Annotated in this window: 9 protein-coding genes; 5 read left to right on the top strand and 4 right to left on the bottom strand. The window is 59.2% G+C overall.

The genetic code is table 11. From position 1 onward, the window contains the following. Positions 1-61: 61 nt before the first annotated feature. Complete coding sequence (locus FHG12_RS14915; RefSeq protein WP_139516478.1) at positions 62-718, top strand: GNAT family N-acetyltransferase; 657 nt, start codon at positions 62-64, stop codon at positions 716-718. Here the strand turns inward: FHG12_RS14915 and FHG12_RS14910 are convergent. The 3 genes from FHG12_RS14910 to FHG12_RS14900 form a co-directional block, all read right to left on the bottom strand. Next, positions 696-1,499 carry a LytR/AlgR family response regulator transcription factor gene (locus FHG12_RS14910; RefSeq protein ID WP_139516477.1) on the bottom strand — a complete coding sequence of 268 codons (804 nt, stop codon included), beginning with the start codon at positions 1,497-1,499 and terminating at the stop codon, positions 696-698. The genes FHG12_RS14915 and FHG12_RS14910 overlap by 23 nt on opposite strands. A gap of 59 nt (positions 1,500-1,558) precedes the next feature. Next, on the bottom strand, positions 1,559-2,632 hold the full coding sequence (locus FHG12_RS14905; RefSeq protein ID WP_165699413.1) for a sensor histidine kinase: 1,074 nt from the start codon (positions 2,630-2,632) through the stop codon (positions 1,559-1,561). Positions 2,633-2,749: 117 nt separating this feature from the next. Beyond that, positions 2,750-3,451 carry a hypothetical protein gene (locus FHG12_RS14900; RefSeq protein WP_139516475.1) on the bottom strand — a complete coding sequence of 234 codons (702 nt, stop codon included), beginning with the start codon at positions 3,449-3,451 and terminating at the stop codon, positions 2,750-2,752. Between the two features lie 1,395 nt (positions 3,452-4,846). Here FHG12_RS14900 and FHG12_RS14895 point away from each other — a divergent pair. Continuing rightward, positions 4,847-11,968, top strand: coding sequence for a malectin (locus FHG12_RS14895; RefSeq protein ID WP_139516474.1), 7,122 nt, complete (start codon positions 4,847-4,849; stop codon positions 11,966-11,968). 158 nt (positions 11,969-12,126) lie between these two features. Next, the gene (locus FHG12_RS14890) at positions 12,127-16,728 is read left to right on the top strand and encodes a malectin domain-containing carbohydrate-binding protein (protein ID WP_139516473.1); all 4,602 of its coding nucleotides are present in this window, start codon (positions 12,127-12,129) and stop codon (positions 16,726-16,728) included. 104 nt (positions 16,729-16,832) lie between these two features. On the opposite strand, the gene FHG12_RS14885 is transcribed toward FHG12_RS14890, so the two are convergent. Next, positions 16,833-19,043: a TonB-dependent receptor gene (locus tag FHG12_RS14885; protein ID WP_139516472.1), complete on the bottom strand. Its 2,211-nt coding sequence runs from the start codon at positions 19,041-19,043 to the stop codon at positions 16,833-16,835. 227 nt (positions 19,044-19,270) lie between these two features. Between FHG12_RS14885 and FHG12_RS14880 the strand changes: the two genes are divergently transcribed. Further along, positions 19,271-20,149, top strand: coding sequence for a pirin family protein (locus FHG12_RS14880; RefSeq protein WP_139516471.1), 879 nt, complete (start codon positions 19,271-19,273; stop codon positions 20,147-20,149). A 132-nt stretch (positions 20,150-20,281) separates the two neighbouring features. Continuing rightward, the gene (locus tag FHG12_RS14875; RefSeq protein WP_139516470.1) at positions 20,282-20,731 is read left to right on the top strand and encodes a GNAT family N-acetyltransferase; all 450 of its coding nucleotides are present in this window, start codon (positions 20,282-20,284) and stop codon (positions 20,729-20,731) included. Positions 20,732-20,788 lie beyond the last annotated feature (57 nt).

Raw genomic sequence — 20,788 nt, 5'->3', positions numbered from 1 at the left:
GTGCATGCCTTACCGCAGTATATTTCCAGTTTCGAAAAGAACCACTGATTTTCTCAATTTCATGACCCTCGACTTAGGTCTGCTGGAGCGCTGGTTGACGGGCTGGAGCCTGGCCCGCGGCTTACCGCTTCCCCAACCTTACGGGGGCGGGTTGGTAGTCGAAGTAGGCTGGCCCGAGCAGGTGCGGCGCCACGTGTTTGTGGAAGCAGGACCCGCCCTACAAGCCTGCGCCGCCCGCATCCGGGACCCATTCATTTACCTCAAGGCGGCAGTCGAGCCGGCCCACCTGCGGCGGGCACTGCCCGCGCCTTGGCAGATTGAACAGCCCCGTTATTTGATGCGCTCTACGGAACCGATGACTCCCGTCCCGATGCCCGCCGGGTATGACGTGCAGGCAACCGTAGAACATGGGGCTTCGGTGATCCGCTTGGTCGATGCCACCGGGCAGACCGCAGCGATGGGGCGCGTTGTGATGCACGGGGCAAGTGCAGTCTTCGACCGCATCGAGACGCAGGAAGCTCATCGCCGCAAGGGGCTCGGAACCAGTGTCATGAGCGCCTTGGACGACCTGGCCAAACAGGCTGGCGTATCGGAGCGCTTGCTCGTGGCAACGGAGGCCGGCTGCGCACTCTACCAGCGTCTGGGCTGGCGGGTAGTGGCCCCCTATGCAACGGCCGTGCTTCCCGCGTCATCGTTTACCGATCCAGCCACGCCTTGAACGCGGGCACGCGCTCGCGGCTGACGAGCACAGGCGCCTCCTCCGGGGCGGCGGGGCGCAGCACGGTTTGGAGGCGGCTATTGGTGTAGTGAATGATGTCGTGGATGGCGTCGGCGTGGGCGAGGTAGGCGCGGTTGAGACGAAAAAACTCACGCGGATTGAGCATGTTTTCGAGCTGCTCCAGGGTGTAATCGACCACGAAGCGCCGGTTTTCGCGCGTTTGGAGCATCGTCACTTTTTCGAGGCTGAAAAAGTAGCTGATCTGCTCCACCGGAATCACTTTCAGATGCTCCCCGACGCGCACTACAAACTGCTTTTTGTGGTTGGCCTGGGGTTGCAGTTGCTGGAGCATCTGGGCCAATAGCGCCGGATCGAACGCCGGCGCAAGGGGCCCGGCGGGCGTTTGGCGTAGCGCATGGAGCTTCTGCAGAGCCACTTGCAGCTCTTCCTCGTCGATGGGCTTGAGCAAATAATCGATGCTATTGACCTTGAATGCCCGCAAGGCATAGCGGTCGTAGGCGGTGGTAAAAATGACGGGGCACGTTACGGCGGTGCGCTCAAATAGCTCAAAGCTCAGGCCATCAGCCAGATGGATATCCAGAAACAGCACGTCCGGCGCGGGCACCACGGTTTGGAGCAGCACCACAGCCGCCTCCACCGATTCGGCCGTCCCGATGACCTCTACCGTGGGCTTCTGCCGTCGAAGCAGATCGGTAAGGCGCCGGGCCGCGAGCGGCTCGTCTTCAACCAGAATGGCACGCAAAGGATAAGCAGGGAGCATGGAGAAAACAGAGAAATAAATTATGTAAATATCTTATAATCAATTACTTATAAATAGCATTACGCGGTTACCATCTCCAGCACCGGCAGCTTCACAATGAATTCCGTGGCCGTCTGCTCGATCTGAACGGGTTGTTTGCTGAGGAAAGCGTACCGGGCCTGCAAGTTACTCAGGCCCAGGCCCGTAGATTCTTCGGGACTCACGCGGCGCGGCCGGAGCGTGTTGCGGACCACTACTTGCTGGGCGGCTTGGTCAAGCTCCACTCGGATACGCAGGGGCTGATCGGTGCGGGTGGCGTTGTGCTTGATGGCGTTTTCGAGCAGCAGCTGCAAGGCCAGCGGCGGCAGCATAAACTGCTCCAGCGCCGCGGCCGGCGGCAAATCGAAGGCGACGTCGAGCCCTTCGCCGAGGCGCGTGCGTTGCAAATACAGATACGACTCGGCAAACCGCAGTTCTTCGGCCAGCGATACCACCTCTTGCTCCTGGCTATCCAGCACGTAGCGATACACTTCCGACAGCTGCCGAATGAAGCGCACGGCCCGTTTGGGGTCTTCCTCGACCAAGGAAGTCAGGGCGTTGAGAGAGTTGAACAGAAAATGTGGATTGACCTGCTTGCGCAACGACTCGTACTGCGACACGGCGTTTTCCTTTTGCAGCCGCTCGTTGCTGACCAGCGCTTCACGCCACCCCTGCAAAAATGCGCGGCTGTGCATCACCAATGAGCAAATAATGGTAATAACGATCGGGAACGCGAGCTGGCGCAATACCGGCGCCGACAGCAGCACCGACGCATCGTGGCCGCGGTAGAGCACCCGGTACACAAAATGCAGCCCGAAAATGACCACCAACGAGCCTCCCAGCGACACAATCAGCGTCAGAATCAGGCGCTTAACCGGCTGCTGCTTCCAGCTGACGTACCCGTTTAGCCACTCCACGGCAAACCCGTTGGTGAGCCATAGCCCGACGGTAAAAGCCAGGCAGAACAGGAAATTGGCCATCATTTCGTGCGGATCGCTCCAGCACGGCCCACACGTAAAGAGCGTTATGCTCGCGGCCAAAGCCAGCATCAACAGCAGGGTTCGCATCCACGGAGCGAGGGCCCGTGGTAGAGCAGTGGTGGGCGAGTGAGCCATAACGGGAAACTGAGCGACAGAAAGATAAGTAGGGAACGACTGCGGAGCGAATTTTCCCTGCGTTTCACCTTTCATTACAATGCTACTATCAAGTTTAGCTATCTGATTTTCAATAACTTATTTAGCATCTGCGGTAGCTGCCGTGTAGGCGGCCAATCGGGCTTGCACTTGCCGTTCGCCCCACGCCGGGGCTAAAGGAGTGGCGGGCTTGAAGGCGGCAAAACGCGCTTTGGCTTCTTCGAAAAGGGGCTTGGCCGCTTCTGGTCCGCCGCCAAACATCTTGGGCGTAAAGTACACGTTGTTGCCCTGTACCAAGTAAATGCGTGGGTTGGCCGGGTTCAGCTTTTTGGCCTGCTCCAGCACTTCTTTCACCATCATGGAGTACTTCGCCGAACGGGCCATGGGCGAAATACCCAAGCGTGCCTGGTAGATATAGCCTTGCAGCACAAGCAGTTCTGACTCGTCGCCCCCAAGCTTGCGGGCTTGCGCCAGGGCGGCTTCGGCCTGGTCGAGGTACTTATCTTTTACGTCCCCCTCTTCCTTGCTTTGAAAGCATACAATCAGGTGGGCATAGGCTTGATAATACCTTGGCAGCCAATCGGTTGGCGCTATGGCTGCGGCCCGCTCCAGCTTGCCGGCGGTTTCTTTGAGCTGGGCCACGTCACCGGTGCTCATCAGCTCAGTAATGGTGGCAGCCAGCCCCTCGGAGTACCCAGCCGGCACAGGTTGCGTGGTCGTTGCTTTGGGCGAGGCTGGCTGCTGGGCCGCAGCCGAAAACGAGGTGCAGGCCAGGGCAAGAAGAATCAGAGTGGTTTTCATGGGCGCAGAAAAATAAGGTGAAGCGTAATAACTGCTAGGCGATGACCCAAATGTGGCATTCCGCCGTCTCCCTCGAAATTAAAGCTTACCGAAGCGTCGGATCAGGCAGATGGGGTGTTGGGGGAGCAGGACCAAGGCCAGTCCGGCGCCCATTCGCCTCCCGGTCAGTCACTAACGAAGCTCAACTTCTGCTTATGCTTGCCCCTACGCAGATCCGCGCAGATAGAATATAACCGTTAAAATTGCATTATTACAATAAAACGAGCAAAAAATAGTTTCTCCTGAGGTATAAATTTTATGACTCCCACCCAGCTTATCTTATTAGATGATTTACCAAAATAAGAAGTATATTATCCAATATATATTATTGATTATCAGATAAATGAATTCAAAATCAGAAGGCTATTTATATACGCCCTTAATAAGCAGACCCAGTAGAGTTAAGTAGACTGGCTATAAAGCTGAGATTGGCACTAATTCCCAATAAAAAAAAGCAGCACGTTTGATTCTCATCTTAATTCTTATGATTATGTTTATAAAAACTATTTGATAAGTACCAGTCACTTGATTTGATTGGTTTCGCAGCGGAGTGGGTTGCTGAGAAGTTGGTCAGGCTGAAGTGAACGGAGGAAAAAGCGATGGATAATATAATAAAACCGGAATATGATAGCACTTTATACCACTTATCAGGTTACTCGCACTCGGGTTAACCCGCAGACTCTAGTGTGCTTCGCCTTGGCAACAGGGTCAGAAGCACTACCCTTGCGCTCGGGGCAGGTTGTTTATGAGCGCTTGGGATGGATGGGCCCGCCGTAAGGATGAATCTGCCTGCTGCACTCGCCCAAGCCTGCTACTCACGGCTTAGCCAATGACCTGATACCTAGTTTTTTACTACACTAAAAACTAGCTTTTTACCCCGCGACTTAGTAGCTTCATAGTAGCCCTTTCGGATGGGTTACCTGTGCCCCGCCCCGACTTCGCTTTTGCAGCGGCCCTTCGGTGCCCTGTTCAGCGCTTTTAGCATCTGGCTTTCTATCGCTGCCGAATGCCCCCTCGTCCGGATTTCTAACTGGTGCCTACGCATTTACCTTCCCAGCCTGCCGCGCTTTTTAGGCTACTACGCAGATAGTTTCTGCCCCGCCACGCGGGGCCCCACCGATCGTTCTTCTACCTAGACCACTTGGTATTCTAAGCTGGCCACTCGGGCCCTTAGCAAGCGTGCGCCCTGCACAGCTTTTCTATTCAATACAGCATACTTTATACTTAAACCCTTGATATACAGTGTTTTACTGCTGTCCTGGGCGTTATACTTCTTTCAACCCTTGTGCCATGAACCACCGCAAACGCTACGACTGTGGGAGATACTTTAGCCCAAGCCGGCTTGTTTTACTTGCCTTGAGTAGCATCCTTTTAACCCTCGCTTTTCCAATGGGCTCGCTGGCCCAAACGCCCATTCCGATAAAGCAGGGCGAGGCGCCAGCCCCCAGCCAAGCGCAACAAGCCAACAAAGAGAAAAAGAAGAAAAAGGCCAAGCTGCCACCCGAGCCTCTGTCCTTTGCGCTGCTGGCAGCAGCGCAGTATAACTTTTCGCCCAGCGGCCTGAGCGGAGCGAACATTACCAACCCTACGTCCCTGCAGTTCGGCCCGGATGGACGGTTGTATGTGTCTCAGCAAGACGGCGTTATCAAAGCCTTTACGGTCGTAAAAAACGGCACCAACAAGTATGCCGTCACGGCGACCGAGATCATCAACCTGATTAACCTGATCCCGAACCACAACGATAACGGCGTCCTGAATGCCTCCGTCACGACCCGGCAGGTAACCGGCATTTTGGTAAAAGGCACCGCTGCCAACCCGGTCATTTATGTGTCTTCCAGCGACAGCCGCATTGGCGGCCCGAGCGGCGACCTAAACCTGGACACGAACTCCGGCATTGTTTCGCTCCTGAGCCGCTCGGGGGGCACTTGGTCGAAGCTGGATTTGGTGCGAGGGTTGCCGCGCTCGGAGGAAAACCACTCCAGCAACGGGATGCAGCTGGACCCACAGACCAACACCTTGTATCTGGCCCAGGGTGGGCACACCAATGCCGGGTCGCCGTCCACCAACTTTGCTTACACGCCTGAATACGCGCTTTCGGCCGCTATTCTGTCCATCAACCTTACGGCCATCAATGCCCTGCCCACCAAAGGCAGCGGCAACTCGGCGTATAAATACGATTTGCCGACGGTAGACGACCCGGACCGCGCCAACAACCCCGATGGCTCCGACCCCAACGACCCGTTTGGCGGCAACGACGGCCTGAACCAGGCCAAGATCGTTCCGGGCGGCCCCGTACAGATTTTTTCGCCGGGCTACCGCAATCCCTACGACCTGGTTATTACGCAAAGCCGCCGCGTCTATACCATCGACAACGGCGCCAACCAAGGCTGGGGCGGCTACCCAGAAAACGAGGGAACTGCCAATGTCACAAACAATTACGTGCCGAACGAGCCCGGCTCTTCTACTCCTACTGCCACCGAAGGAACGGTAAACAATCTCGATAACCTGCACTACATCGGCACCCTGGGCACGTACACGCCCGGTAGCTACTATGGCGGGCACCCCACGCCTACCCGGGCCAACCCCAACGGGGCCGGGCTCTACACCCACAACGGCACCTCAGGTGTTTTCCGCACCACCAAAACAGGCCCGTCTCCCTTGCCTGCCGACTGGCCCCCGGTCACGACGGCCAACCCCATCGAAGGCGATTTCCAGATGCCTGGAAGCTCCAAAAGCAAGGCCTTGTTAACCTTTGATGCTTCTACCAACGGCACTGCGGAGTATACCGCTTCCAATTTTAACAACGCGCTGAAGGGCTCCTTACTGGCCTGTAGCTACGATGGAAAAATCGTCAAGATTTCGTTTAACGCAGCGGGCACCGACGTTACCAACACGCGCAACTCGACTGACAAGCTAAATCAAGATCTGCCCTTTGCGTCGGGGTTTGGCTCTACTCCGCTGGACATTATTGCGCAGGGCGATACCGACGTGTTTCCGGGCACGGTGTGGGCCGCTACGTACGGCGCCAATGCCATCACGGTGTTTGAACCCCAGGATTTCCTGACCTGCACCGGCAACTACGACGCCAACGACGACGACCAAGATGGCTACACCAACGCCGATGAGATCGACAACGGCACCCAGCCCTGCTCCGCCTCGAGCGTACCGCCCGACGCTGACCACGACTTCGTTTCGGACCTCAACGACAACGACGACGACAACGACGGCATCGCCGACAACTTGGATTTCTTTGCGCTGGATGCCAACAACGGGCTGACCACTGCACTGCCCATCAAATACGATCTGTTCAACAATTATCCCGGAACCGGCCTATTTGGGCTGGGTTTCACGGGGCTAATGGTTAACAAGGATAGTGTTTACTCCGACTTATTTTTTGAGCAGAACCTGATTGCCGGCGGCGCAGTTGGAGCATTTTCAATTGTAAACGTTTCCCCTGGCGACGCGCTCGGCACCAAAAACGATCAGGAAGATGCCTTTCAGTTTGGGGTAAAGTCCTCGCCTGCTCCCTTCACGGTGCAAGGCCGTTTGCTGGGACCTTTTTTTAATGGCCAAACTCCCAAGAATTTTCAGTCGCAGGGCATTTACCTCGGCAACGGCGACCAGGATAACTACCTGAAAATTGCGATCACCGCCAACGGCGGCGTGGGCGGCCTTGAAGTAGTGTATGAAAACGCCGGCGTACCCGTCGCCACATCGTATCCGCTGCCAGGCGGCATTCCGGGGTCTACGCTGGATTTCTTCTTCGCCGTCAACCCCGTCACCGGAATGGTGCAGCCCAAGTACTCCTCTAACGGCGGAACCATTACCAACCTAGGACCCGCTATTCAGGTTACGGGGGCGCTTTTAAGCGCCCTGCAAACTGGCAAATCGTACGCAGTAGGTTTAATCGCTACCTCGCGGGGCGCTACGCCCTTTACGGCCGTCTGGGATTTTATTTACGTCACGGCCGACGGAGCGCCTTCCAGCGGCACGCCGGTTTACCGGCTCAATGCGGGTGGCGGCGCCTTGGGCACTTCGCTAGGGGCGTTTGCCGCGGATCAGTATTTCTCACCTAGCCCTGGCAGCACTTATTCCTCAACGGCTGCTATTTCCGGCACGAACGACGACGCGCTGTACCAAACCGAACGGTTCGGCGGAGCCGGCACTTTCTCGTATGCGCTGCCCGTGACCAACGGGCAGTACACCGTAATCCTGCACTTTGCCGAGCTGTACTGGACGGCCGTGGGCCAGCGCGTGTTCGACGTGAGCCTGGAAGGTAATAAGGTGCTATCGGCCTACGACATTTTCAAGAAAGTGGGTGCCAACGCGGCCACCACCGAGTCTTTCCCGGTCACGGTCAGCGACGGCACGCTCAACCTCAACTTTACCTCCCTCAATACCGGCGGCAAAGACAACCCCAAAGTATCTGCTATTGAGATACTTAGCACAGGCGTCACGGGCAACCCTGTGGCCAACGCGGGTCCGGACCAGACCATCACCTTGCCCACCAGCAGCGTCACGCTGGCCGGGGCGGGCACGGCCGCCAGCGGCAGCACCATCACGGGCTACGCCTGGACGCAGGTCAGCGGGCCGACGACGGCCACCTTCACGCCCAGCAAAACCGTCGTCAACCCTAGCGTAACTGGCTTATCCACTGGTACTTACGTCTTCTCGCTTATCGTCACGGATAGCAAAACCCTGAGCAGCCCCGCCGACCAGGTTATCGTCACCGTCAATCCGGCGCCGGGCAGCGGCGTTGCGATCTATCGCATCAACGCGGGCGATGGTGCCCTGACCACGTCGTTGGGCGCATTTGCCGCCGATCAGTATTTCTCGCCCACGCCGGGCAGCACCTATTCCTCGGGCAACGCCATTGCCGGCACCACCGACGACGCGCTCTACCAGACCGAGCGCTTTGGCAATTCCTTTGGCTATGCCTTTGCGGTGAGCAGCGGGAAGCAATACAAGGTAGTCCTTCACTTCGCCGAGCTCTATTGGACGGCCGCCGGCCAGCGTCTTTTCGACGTGTCCATTGAAGGCAATAAGCTGCTGGATAACTACGACATCGTTAAGAAAGTAGGCGCCAACACAGCCACTACCGAAACCTTTACTGTTTCGGTTACCGACGACGCGCTGAACATCAATTTCAGCTCGCTGGCATCTGACGGCGGAGTAGACAATGCCAAAATTTCGGCCATCGAAGTCTATGACCTGAGCGCAGGCAGCAACCCGGCGCCGGTGGCCAACGCAGGCCCGGATCAGACCATTACCCTGCCCACCAGCTCGGCGACGCTGGCCGGGTCGGGCACCGACGACGGCTCGATCAAGACCTACACCTGGAGCCAGGCCAGCGGCCCCCTGACGGCCACCTTCAGCCCCGGCAAAACCGCGCAGAACCCCACCGTCAGCGGCTTGACCCAGGCCGGCACTTACGTCTTTTCCCTCGTGGTCACCGACAACCTTGACGCCCCCAGTGCCGCCGACCAGGTCACGATTACGGTGAATGCTCCACCGGTGGCCAACGCGGGTCCGGACCAGACCATCACCTTGCCCACCAGCAGCGTCACGCTGGCCGGGGCGGGCACGGCCGCCAGCGGCAGCACCATCACGGGCTACGCCTGGAGCCAGGTTAGTGGCCCCGTGACGGCGACTTTTGCGCCCAACAATACCGTGGCGGCGCCCAGCGTCAGTGGTCTGACCACGGCCGGCACCTACGTCTTCTCGCTTATCGTCACGGATAGCAAAACCCTGAGCAGCCCCGCCGACCAGGTGAGCATCACGGTTAACCCAGCATCCACTGGCCAGCCTACGGCTATCTATCGGCTCAACTCCGGCGGCGGGGCGCTTACCACCTCGATCGGAGCCTTCGCCACCGACCAGTACTTTTCGCCTACGCCGGGCAGCACCTTTTCGACGAGCGCGGCCATCGCCGGCACCACCGACGATGCCTTGTACCAAACCGAGCGGTACGGCACTAACGGAGCCTTCGCCTACGCCCTGCCCATCGCCAACGGTACGTACACTGTGAAGCTGCACTTCGCCGAGCTGTACTGGACGGCCTTGGGCCAGCGCGTGTTCGACGTGAGCCTGGAAGGCACCAAAGTCTTGACTGCCTATGACATCGTCAAAAAAGTGGGCGCCAAGACAGCTACCGTCGAAACTTTCCCGGTCACGGTCAGCGACGGCACGCTCAACCTCAACTTTACCTCCCTCAATACCGGCGGCAAAGACAACCCCAAAGTATCTGCTATTGAGATACTTAGCACTACAACCGGTACGCCGCCGGTAGCCAACGCCGGGCCAGATCAGACCATCACCCTGCCCGCCAGCAGCGTCACGCTGGCCGGGGCGGGCACGGCCGCCAGCGGCAGCACCATCACGGGCTACGCCTGGACGCAGGTCAGCGGGCCGACGACGGCCACCTTCACGCCCAGCAAAACCGTCGTCAACCCCACCGTCAGCGGCCTGACGACGCCGGGTACCTACGTCTTCGCACTGATCGTCACGGATAGCAAAACCCTGAGCAGCCCCGCCGACCAGGTGAGCATCACGGTCAATGCAGCCCCGGCGGCGGCACAGCAGGTGGTCAGCTTTACGCTGATCAACGCCGACACCGACCAGCCGATCCGGGATCTGGTGGCCAACGACGTACTCAATCTGGCCACGCTGCCCACCAAGAACCTCAACATTCGGGCGAACACCAGTCCGTATCCAGTAGGCAGCGTGGTGATGGTGCTCAGCGGCACCCAGAGTCGCACCCAAAGCGAGACTGGTGCGCCGTATGCGCTGTTCGGAAACTCCGGTGCTGACTACGCGGCTTGGACGCCGGCTATTGTCGTCGGCGCGTACTCAATAAAGGGAACCCCCTTCACGGCTGGCAACGGCAACGGCACGGCCGGCACGGCCCTGACCGTCAGCTTTACGGTAACCAACCAGCCACCTAAGGTCAACACCGCGCCGGTGGCCAACGCGGGTCCGGACCAAACGATTAATCTGCCCACGAGCAGCGTCACGCTGGCCGGGGCGGGCACGGACGACGGCACGATCAAAACCTACGCTTGGACGCAGGTCAGCGGGCCGGCCACGGCGACTTTTGCGCCGAGTGCCGCCGTGGCCGGCCCCACCGCCAGCGGCCTGACGCTAGCCGGCACCTACGTCTTCTCGCTGGTGGTCACCGACGACCTAGATGTACCTAGCCCGGCCGACCAGGTTACAATTACGGTTAGCCCACCCAAGGTCAACCCGGCTCCGGTGGCCGATGCGGGCTTGGATAAGACGATCACCTTGCCGACTAATAGCGTCACGCTGGTAGGGGCGGGCACCGACGACGGCTCGATCAAGACTTACGCCTGGAGCCAGGTCAGCGGGCCCGGTACCGCTACCTTAAGCGGGGCGGCTACCGCCTCCCTCACTGCCAGTGCCTTGCTGGAGGGCACCTACGTCTTCGACTTAATCGTTACGGACAACCTGGATCTTGCCAGTGCGCCCGACCAGGTGACCGTCATCGTGAAGCCAGCCAACACCGCGCCGGTAGCCAACGCCGGGCCGGATCAGACCATCACCCTGCCCACGAGCAGCGTCACGCTGGCCGGGGCGGGCACGGACGACGGCACGATCAAAACCTACGCTTGGACGCAGGTCAGCGGGCCGGCCACGGCGACTTTTGCGCCGAGTGCCGCCGTGGCCGGCCCCACCGCCAGCGGCCTGACGCTAGCCGGCACCTACGTCTTCTCGCTGGTGGTCACCGACAATCTGGATGTACCCAGCCCGGCCGACCAAGTTACGATCACCGTCAATCCGGTACCGGCTCCGGCGCCCGCTTCGCAGGTGGTCAGCTTCACGCTCCTCGACGCCGACACCGGCCTGACGATCCGCGACCTGGTGGCCAACGACGTGCTCAACCTGGCCACCTTATCGACGCAGCATCTGAACATCCGGGCCAATGCCAATCCGGCCGTGGTCGATAGCGTCAGGTTTGCGCTGGGTGGTACGGCTGTGCAGCACGTAACCCGGGCCGTTTCGCCTTACCTGCTATTTGGCGCCACCAGCCCCTGGACGCCCGCGCTGGGCAATTATTCCCTCACGGCTACGCCCTTCACGACCGTAGCCACTGTAGGCACGGCCGGTACCGCCCTGACCCTCAGCTTCTCGGTCATCAACAATGCGGCGTTTGCCGGTGGGCCGGCCGCGCTGAAAAAAGAAGCCCGGCCGGGCATTTCTACGCTGGTAACGGCCTACCCCAACCCTTCAACTGATGGGCATTTCCGGCTGGCGCTTTCGCAGCCCGTGCAAGGACAGGTTACTTATAGCCTGGTATCTGTAATCGGGACGACGCTGGCGAGCAAGACGATCAACTTGCCCGAGCCCACGACTACGCTGGAGCTGGATTTCTCGGAGCAGGTGAAAAATGTGGGCGTCTACTACCTGCGGCTGGAGAACCAGAAGCTGAATACCCAAATCAAGCTCATGCGCGAATGAGGCGGGTCCCAAGAGGGGCACTCCTGCCCGGGGTTGGGGAAAAACACGCCCTTACCCAACCCCGAGGCACGCCCCCCCCGACATAGCGGGCCCGGCCTAGCCCCAATACGCCTGAAGTCAAGCACATACGAAGCAGGTACATAAACAACTGATTCACAATGAAATACGTATTAAACTCTACCCAGATGGCCGTCAGAAGCCTGCTGTTTATTGGTCTGCTGGTGTTATTTCTGCTGGGAGGCGCTACCCCTGGGTGGGCCCAGACCGGCAACTGGGTAACCGTGGCCCCTTCGGGCACGCCTACTTGGGTTGGCTTCAGCGTGATGATCAACAACAAGATGTACGTGTTCTCGGGCTTTGACTCGCCCAGCGTGACCACGACGGCCAAGTGCCAGGTGTACGACCCCGCCACCAACACTTGGTCCTACATTGCTGATATGCCTTTTCCGGTCACCCATGCCGGTATCGCCGTCGATGGCACGAAGGTGTATGTCGCCGGCGGATTTTTGTCGGGCCAGAGCGGTGGTCCTAACTCCGACAAGCTGCAGATCTACGACGTAGCCACCAACACCTGGAGCCAAGGCACGCCGCTACCCACCAAGAGCGGCGGCAACGCTCTGGTCCGGATAGGCCGGAAGCTGCACTCGTTTGGGGGCCTGCTGGAAGACCGCCAGACGGGCTCGATGGCCCACTACGTGCTCGACCTGAACAACGTCGGGGCCGGGTGGGGCGTGGCAGCAGGCATGCCCTTGCCCCGCTGCCACTTTGCCAGCGGGGCGGTCGCCGGCAAAATCTACGCGCTGGGCGGCCAGACCGGTCACGACGGGGCAATTGCCGACGTGAACTACGTGCAGGTCTATGACCCCTCGACGGATGTCTGGACGCGGTTGCAGGACATGCCGTATGTCCGTTCGCACTCAGAGCCTGCCACTTGCGTCGTGGATGGCACCATCGTATTGGCCGGCGGCCGCAGCGGCCGCCCCAACGGCACCGACAACGTCATTCCCAACGTAACGGTCTACAACCCTGCCACCGATAGCTGGACGGAGCAATTGCCCCTGCCAGTCAACCTGTTTGGCCCCAGTGCGGAAATGATTGGTAATGAATACATTGTGGCCAACGGCGGCCTCAACCAATCTACCAACCCACAAACCACTACCCGCAAACGCAGCCAGACCCGCACCCCCAACAACACCATCGGCTTTTGGCCCAGCCAGGTTACCCTGAGTGCCGTGGCCGGTGCCAGCGCCAGCCGTGATATCATTTTGTGGACCAAGAGCGGCAATCCCTCCTACTCCATCGATACAAGCGGCCTGCCGGCGTGGCTGAGCGTAAGCCCTACTTCCGGCACCATCGACCTGCTGGGCGGCACCGAAATAAAGGTAACGGCCAACGCCGGCAGCCTCGCCGCCGGCACCTACACGGCCAGCATCACGGCCAAAGCCACCGGCTACCCCGATGCGACTGCCAACATAACGTTCACGGTATCGGGCTCAAAACCAAAGATTCTATACCTGTACGGCAGCATTCCGCCCTCCATCCACGACATGAAGCTGTCGGACACGGGCAGCTTGGGCATGTCGCAATTCAATCAGGCGCTGCTGGATGCCGGGTTCACGACCACCGAAGCGCTGGATGCCAATACTACGCTGAATGCGGCTACGCTCAACGGTTATAAAGTACTGATACTGAGCTCAAATAACCGGCGCTTCACTGCCGCCGAAGCCGCTGCCGTAGCTACGTGGGTAAATGCCGGCGGTGGCGTAGTGGCCTGGTCCGATGCGGCCTTTGGCTGGCAGAACGGTGGCGCCAATAGCTCCGAAGGAATGTTGAGCGACAACGACATCATGCTCCAGTTCGGGATGCAGTTTCTGCACGACAACACCCAGGGCGCCTTCACAATGGATCAATGGGCTGTAAATCACTACATTAACAACTTCAACAAAAACGCCGGGCTTACTATCGAGGCCGAAGGCGTAAGCCCCATCCGGACGACTACCCCGGCAACTATTATTGCGAACCTACCGCCGATTGCCGCGCACCTCAACAGCCTAGACGGCCCGCTGCAGGCCAATGATGCGGCCCTGTCGGTAGCCAAAATCGGACAGGGTCGGGCCGCAGGCTTTTTCGATCGCAACTGCTTTTGGAACGCCGGTGATGGCACGTATTTGAGCCGCGTTCAGAACAAGGCATTTGCCCAACGCCTGATCCAATGGGTAGCGGGCGCCGACGACTCCGCCCCGTCGGGTACGCCTCCGCTCGCCAACGCGGGGCCCGACCAAACGATCAATCTACCCACTAGCTCGGTAATCTTGGCTGGGTCGGGTACGCCGGCCAGCGGCAGCACCATCACGGGCTATACTTGGAGCCAAGCCGGCGGCCCGGCCACGGCAAGCTTCTCGAGCACCTCGGTGGCCAACCCCACCGTCAGCGGCCTGACCCAGGCCGGGAGCTACACATTTTCGCTCGTCGTCACGGACAACAAAACCCTGACCAGCATCGCCGATCAGGTTACGATTTATGTAAACCCAGCCACCGCGGGCGGCCCAGCCGTGTACCGCATCAACGCGGGGGGTGGCACTTTAACCACTTCGCTGGGTACCTTCGCCCCCGATCAGTATTATTCGGGCTCGGCGTATACTTACTCGACCGGCAACGCCATTGCGGGTACCAACGACGATGCCCTCTACCAAACCGAGCGTAGCTCGTCCACCGATAAAGGGGCTTATAGCTACGATTTTCCGGTGGCCAACGGCACGTATACTGTGACGCTGCACTTCGCCGATATCTATTGGTCCAGCGTGGGGCAGCGCATCTTTGACGTATCTATCGAAGGCGCTAAGGTGCTCGACAATTATGATATCATCCGCAAGGTAGGTGCCTTTACGGCTACCACCGAAACCTTTACTACCACCGTCTCCGACGGCACGCTCAACATCTATTTTAGCGCGCTGGCCGCCGACGGCGGTGTGGACCGCCCCAAAATTTCGGCCATCGAAATCTTCAATGCTACGTCGGGTGGCAACCCGGCGCCGGTGGCCAATGCGGGCCCCGACCAGACCATTACCCTGCCCACCAGCAGCGTTACGCTGGCCGGGGCGGGCACCGACGACGGCTCGGTCAAGACCTACACCTGGAGCCAGGCCAGCGGCCCCCTGACGGCCACCTTCAGCCCCGGCAAAACCGCGCAGAACCCCAGCGTCAGCGGCCTGAGCCAGGCCGGCACCTACGTCTTCAGCTTGGTGGTCACCGACAACCTCGACGCCCCCAGCGCCGCCGACCAAGTCCAGATTACCGTCAATCCGGTTCCGACTGGTCAGCCTACGGCCGTGTACCGTCTCAATAGTGGCGGCGGGGCGCTCACTACGTCGATTGGGGCCTTTACAACGGATCAGTACTTTTCACCGAACCCCGGCAGCACGTATTCAACGGGCTCTGCCATCGCTGGCACCACCGACGATGCCTTGTACCAAACCGAGCGCTTTGGCACCAATTTCAGCTACGCCCTGCCCATCGCCAACGGTACGTACACTGTGAAGCTGCACTTCGCCGAAATTTATTGGACGGCCGTGGGCCAGCGTGTGTTCGACGTGAGCTTGGAAGGTAATAAGGTGCTATCGGCCTACGATATTTTCAAAAAGGTGGGGACAAATGTGGCCACCGTCGAGTCATTCCCCGTCACGGTCAGCGACGGCACGCTCAACCTCAACTTTACCTCCCTCAATACCGGCGGCAAAGACAACGCTAAGATCTCGGCCATCGAAGTACTGAGTACAGCTTCAGGCAGCAACCCGGCACCGGTGGCCAATGCGGGGCCCGACCAGACGATCACGCTGCCCACCAGCAGTGTCACGCTGGCCGGGGCGGGCACCGACGACGGCTCGATCAAGACCTACACCTGGAGCCAGGCCGGCGGACCTACGACGGCCACCTTCAGCCCCGGCAAAACCGCGCAAAACCCCACCGTCAGCGGCCTGAGCCAGGCCGGCACTTACGTCTTCAGCTTGGTGGTCACCGACAACCTCGACGCCCCCAGCGCCGCCGACCAAGTCCAGATCACCGTCAATCCGGTTCCGAGCAGTCCACAGCAAGTCACGAGTTTGACCTTGATGAATGCTGACACCGACCAGCCGATCCGGGATTTGGTGGCCAACGACGTGCTCAACCTGGCCACCTTGCCGACCCAAAACCTGAACGTGCGGGCCAACACCAGCCCGTATCCGGTGGGCAGCGTAGTGCTGGTGCTCAGCGGCACCGTAAACCGCACCCAAGTCGAAACCAGCGCCCCCTATGCCTTATTCGGCAACTCCGGCCCTGACTACGCGGCTTGGCCGGCACCAGTAGGGTCTTATACTCTCAAAGCCACGCCTTACACGAGCAGTGGCGGCAACGGAACCGCTGGCACGGCTCTCACCGTCAACTTTACGGTAACCAACCAAGCCGCCCTCACCGCCTCAGGCTTGTCGGCGGCGCTTAAAGGCGACAAGACTTCGGGCTTTTCTTCGGTAGCCGCTGTCTATCCGAACCCTTCCGACAACGGGCGCTTCCGCCTCAGCTTACCAGAAGCTTTCCAAGGAGAGGTTTCTTATACGCTGGTTTCCGCGGTGGGCGCAACTTTGGGTACTGGCAAACTCACCCCCGCCGCAGCCGGCTCGCTACTAGAGCTTGATTTCTCGCAGCAGATGCCAGCCAACGGAATCTACTACCTACACATAAATGGTCAGAAAGCGCAAGCACATCTCAAATTAATACGTAGGTAAAATATTGATTATCAAGTTTTTATAAACATAATACCGCAGAACCCATCTCAATCGCTTTAAGCGCGGATGGGTTCTGCGGTATTCTTTTTTGTCCTACTAATTCATTACTCCGGAGCGGTGTTCGTGTCGGCGGGGCGTTTTTTGTTGATCGAGATCATGAGCACCACAAACACCATGCGCGGAGCCGAAGGCGTGATGGCCACGCGGGCGTAATTCAGGTCGGCAGTGGGCGTGGCGCCGTACCGGTAGCCAAACACGTTCTGGCGGCCCAGCACGTTGGAGCACGACACGTGCACGATGGTCAGGTTGTTCCACAGCGTGGTCACGTAGCTCAAGTTGACGCTAAGATCGTGGTAGCTAGGCGTATGAAACTGCTGAAAGCTAGGGTCATACGATGCGCGTGGGCTGCCGTAGCTGTAAGTCGCCCCAAACAGCGTGTGCATCTTTTGCACCCAGTATTTGCTCACCACCGACAGGTTGTGGCGCGAGGCAAAAGTGGGCATGGCCACGCTGGCGTCGGCGCGCTGCTGGCGGCGTGTGTCGAGCAGGCCGTAGCTCACCCAGTAGTCAAGGTTTTTGACGGTTTTGCGGTCGCGCCAAAACAGGTCTAGCCCGCGGGCGTAGCCCGTGCCGGTGCTTTGATAAGCGGTCGGTTGGTAGAGTCGCGCGGCATCGTAGTGCAGCAGGTGTGCGTAGTTTTTGTAGTAAGCTTCGGCCCGCAGCGTACGGTCGTCGTGAATGCGCTGATAGGTAAGCAGATAGTGAGTGGCGCGCTCAAAACGCAGATCGGGGTTGCGGTGGGCGCTGAGCAGCAGGTCGTTGGCCGGCGTTTGGTAGAAGTCGCCCCAAGCGGCAGATAATTGGCTGTATTCGTCGGTTTGGTAGGCCAGCGCTACCCGCGGCGCGGCATTCCAGCGGCCCAGCACGCGCGAATATTCGGTGCGGCCGCCCACGCGGGCTACCAATTGGTTGGTGAAGGAAATATTGGCCTCGGCAAATCCTGCGGCCCGTTGCTCGTCGAAAGCCCGAGTTGGCAATTTGGTATCATCTTGATAATAAGCATCTTGCAAAAAACGCTGCTGCAAGCCTTCGGCGCCTACTTTCAGGTTCCAATAAGCGCTCACCGAGTCGTTGGTGAGCACCACGCGCCCTGCCACCGATTGTTCCAGTTCGTGCACCTGTGCCACGTCGGGCTCCGCAGTCCGGACGCCGAGATGCAGCTTTTGCTCGTCGCGGGTGGCGGCAACGCCGGTTTGCACCGACCAGCCGCGCCGGAGCGTACTGCGAAACGACGCATTCAGATAGCCATTGGTGTTGCGCAAATCTACGGGCCGGCCGTTTTGCCACTCAACGTCGGGGGTGCGCACGCCCGAATGTTGCCCGGTGAAAGCGCCGTACACTTTCAACATGCCTACGTCGCCGGTGCGCTGCCGAAACGCGACGGAGCCGCCGCCCGATTCGTAAGCCGTAAGCAGGCGCTGGGGCACCAGCCCGAAATAGGGTTTCATGTTCATGTAGTTACCGGTCACGGCCACTGACGAACGTTCCCAACGTTGCCGCTGCGACAAGCTTACCTGCCCCAACGAGAGCAGCGAAATGCCCGTCTGGGTTTCCGGTTCCAGGTCGACAGAATTCAGAATCACGGCCGCCGACAGGGCCTGCCCATACTCGGCCGAGTAGCCGCCGGTGCTGAACACCGTGCCTTTGAACAGATCCGGCGTAAAGCGCCCGCGGGCCGGTACGCCCGACACGCTGGCGTTGTAAGGGCTTTGCAAAGGCAGCCCATCTAGGTATTGCTTGGTTTCGCCAGCCGCGCCGCCCCGCACAAATAGTTTGCCTTCTTCGCCGTTGCGCGTGATGCCCGGCAAGGTGTTCAGAGCGCCCGCGACATCGGCGAGCGCGCCGGCCGTGGTTACCACATCGCGGGAGGTAAGCACGGTGGCCCGCTTTTCGTCGCTGGCTTCGAAGGCACCGGCCGTAATCACGACTGAGCCCAGCTCATTGCGCGCCGCTTTCAGGGTGATGGCGAAGTGTTTAACAGTACCGTCGAGCACAACAGGTTGCTCTTGAAGCTGGTAGCTCAGCAGCGTCACGACCAGCGACAACGTCCCCGTTTGGCGCGTGGTGAAGCGAAAGCGGCCCACCGAATCGGTGCTGGCGCCGTCGAAGGTTGATTTGAGAAACACATTGGCTCCCGGCAGCGGCTGACCGGCCGCATCGCGTACGGTGCCGGAAAGCGTGGTAGCAGGCGTTTGGGCTAACAGCGGAAGCGCAGTAAGCAACAGGAGCAGCAGCGGGAGTAGAAGACGTTTCATCGGGGTAGCAGCGAAGTGATGGCTCAAAGGTGGCCGGCTGCCGAGGCGGATGAAATTTTATGTTACCGAAGCGTCGGATTGGCGGGATGAGACGACAAATAGCTTCCCAGCGAAACCCTGAAGCGGAAATCCGGTTAGCATTCACAGGGTTCGGGCGCTGCTGTTCGCCGTTTATTCCTGTTCGATATCGGTTCGATTTCTTCATTTCTCTTATTCGTGCTTATTACATGGCTAGCCCTTTCCGCAGAATATTTCAGGTAATCGACGGCAACAAGAAGCTCGTCGGCGACGGTTTCGACGTGACTAGCCCCATGCCGGGGCCGCGCATCCGGCAACTGAGCCCGTTTCTGCTCATCGACCACACCGGCCCGATGCCGGTAGCCCCCACCGACAGCCCTTTGGGCACGCCGCCGCACCCGCATCGTGGCTTTGAAACGGTAACGGTTGTGTACCAAGGCTACTTATCGCACCGCGACACGGCGGGCCACAACGGCAAGCTCGGTCCCGGCGATGTGCAATGGATGACCGCCGGAGCAGGCTTGCTCCACGAGGAACGCCACGAAAAGGAGTTTGCCAAACAAGGCGGCACGCTGGAGCTATTGCAGCTGTGGGTGAACGTGCCCAAGAAGGACAAAATGGCCCCGCCGCGTTATCAGAACATCCGGGCCGCGGCCATTCCGTCGGCATCCGCACCGGGTGGCCAGGGCGCGATTCGGGTTATTGCCGGCACGTACAACGGCGTAACCGGGCCTGCCGAAACCTTCTCGCCCATGATTATGCTGGACGTGCACCAGCCCAAAGGCAGCACCATAACTCTTTCATTACCTGCCGATTACAACGTAGGCATTTACGTAGCTTCGGGCCAAATCTTGCTCAACGGCGATCGGGCCGCCGCTACCAAACAGCTGGTGGTATTTGGCTGGGATGCGCCGGACGTGCAGATCACCTTCGTCGAAGACAGCATTTTGCTCGTGCTGGCAGGCGAGCCCATTGAGGAGCCGCTGGCGACGTACGGGCCGTTTGTGATGAACACCAACCGCGAGCTGGTCCAAGCCATTGCTGATTTTGAAAGCGGCGGCATGGGCACGTTTCCGGAGGACGAATAGCCGGCCACGTCCCGTTTTTGAGCTGAACCTGAAAAGCAGCGGCTGGTATCTCGGCCGCTGCTTTTCGGTTGAAAGAGGACTCAGTTTCGCCTCCAACTACCCATCTTTGCGCGACATATTCCTGATGCTGCCATGACCCTCAACTGGACTTCCAAATCTTATAACGCACTGGCGCTTAACGAACTCTACAGCCTTTTGCAGCTCCGGAGCGAGGTGTTTGTAGTCGAGCAGAACTGCGCCTTTCAGGACATTGATGGGCAGGACGAAGCAGCGTATCATTTGCTGGGCCGCACCGACGACGGGCAATTGGCAGCCTACGCCCGTCTCTTCGACGCCGGCAAATGCTACGAACAAGTGAGCATCGGCAGAGTGGTCGTGAGCCCGGCATTTCGCCGTTTCAGCTTCGGCCGACAGCTTATGAATCAGGCCATTGCGGAATGTGAAGCGCTCTTTGGCCCGCAACCCATCAAAATCGGAGCCCAGTATTACCTGCGCGCGTTCTATCAAAGCCTGGGGTTCGTGCAGCAGGGCGACATTTATCTCGAAGATGACATCGAGCACATTTATATGCTACGGGCTTAACCTTCGGTTTTGACAATTACATAAGTATTTGATAGTCAAATACTTATGTAATTGCAT

It is taken from the genome of Hymenobacter jejuensis (genome assembly GCF_006337165.1).
In the GTDB taxonomy this organism is placed as follows: Bacteria; Bacteroidota; Bacteroidia; order Cytophagales; family Hymenobacteraceae; genus Hymenobacter; species Hymenobacter jejuensis.
This window is presented reverse-complemented; position numbering and strand designations above follow the sequence as displayed.

Bases quoted from the DNA above. Each gene is read 5' to 3' on its own strand.
- FHG12_RS14900 (WP_139516475.1), bottom strand. From the start codon at position 3,451: ATGAAAACCACTCTGATTCTTCTTGCCCTGGCCTGCACCTCGTTTTCG.
- FHG12_RS14915 (WP_139516478.1), top strand. From the start codon at position 62: ATGACCCTCGACTTAGGTCTGCTGGAGCGCTGGTTGACGGGCTGGAGC.
- FHG12_RS14880 (WP_139516471.1), top strand. From the start codon at position 19,271: ATGGCTAGCCCTTTCCGCAGAATATTTCAGGTAATCGACGGCAACAAG.
- FHG12_RS14905 (WP_165699413.1), bottom strand. From the start codon at position 2,632: ATGGCTCACTCGCCCACCACTGCTCTACCACGGGCCCTCGCTCCGTGG.
- FHG12_RS14875 (WP_139516470.1), top strand. From the start codon at position 20,282: ATGACCCTCAACTGGACTTCCAAATCTTATAACGCACTGGCGCTTAAC.
- FHG12_RS14885 (WP_139516472.1), bottom strand. From the start codon at position 19,043: ATGAAACGTCTTCTACTCCCGCTGCTGCTCCTGTTGCTTACTGCGCTT.
- FHG12_RS14890 (WP_139516473.1), top strand. From the start codon at position 12,127: ATGAAATACGTATTAAACTCTACCCAGATGGCCGTCAGAAGCCTGCTG.
- FHG12_RS14910 (WP_139516477.1), bottom strand. From the start codon at position 1,499: ATGCTCCCTGCTTATCCTTTGCGTGCCATTCTGGTTGAAGACGAGCCG.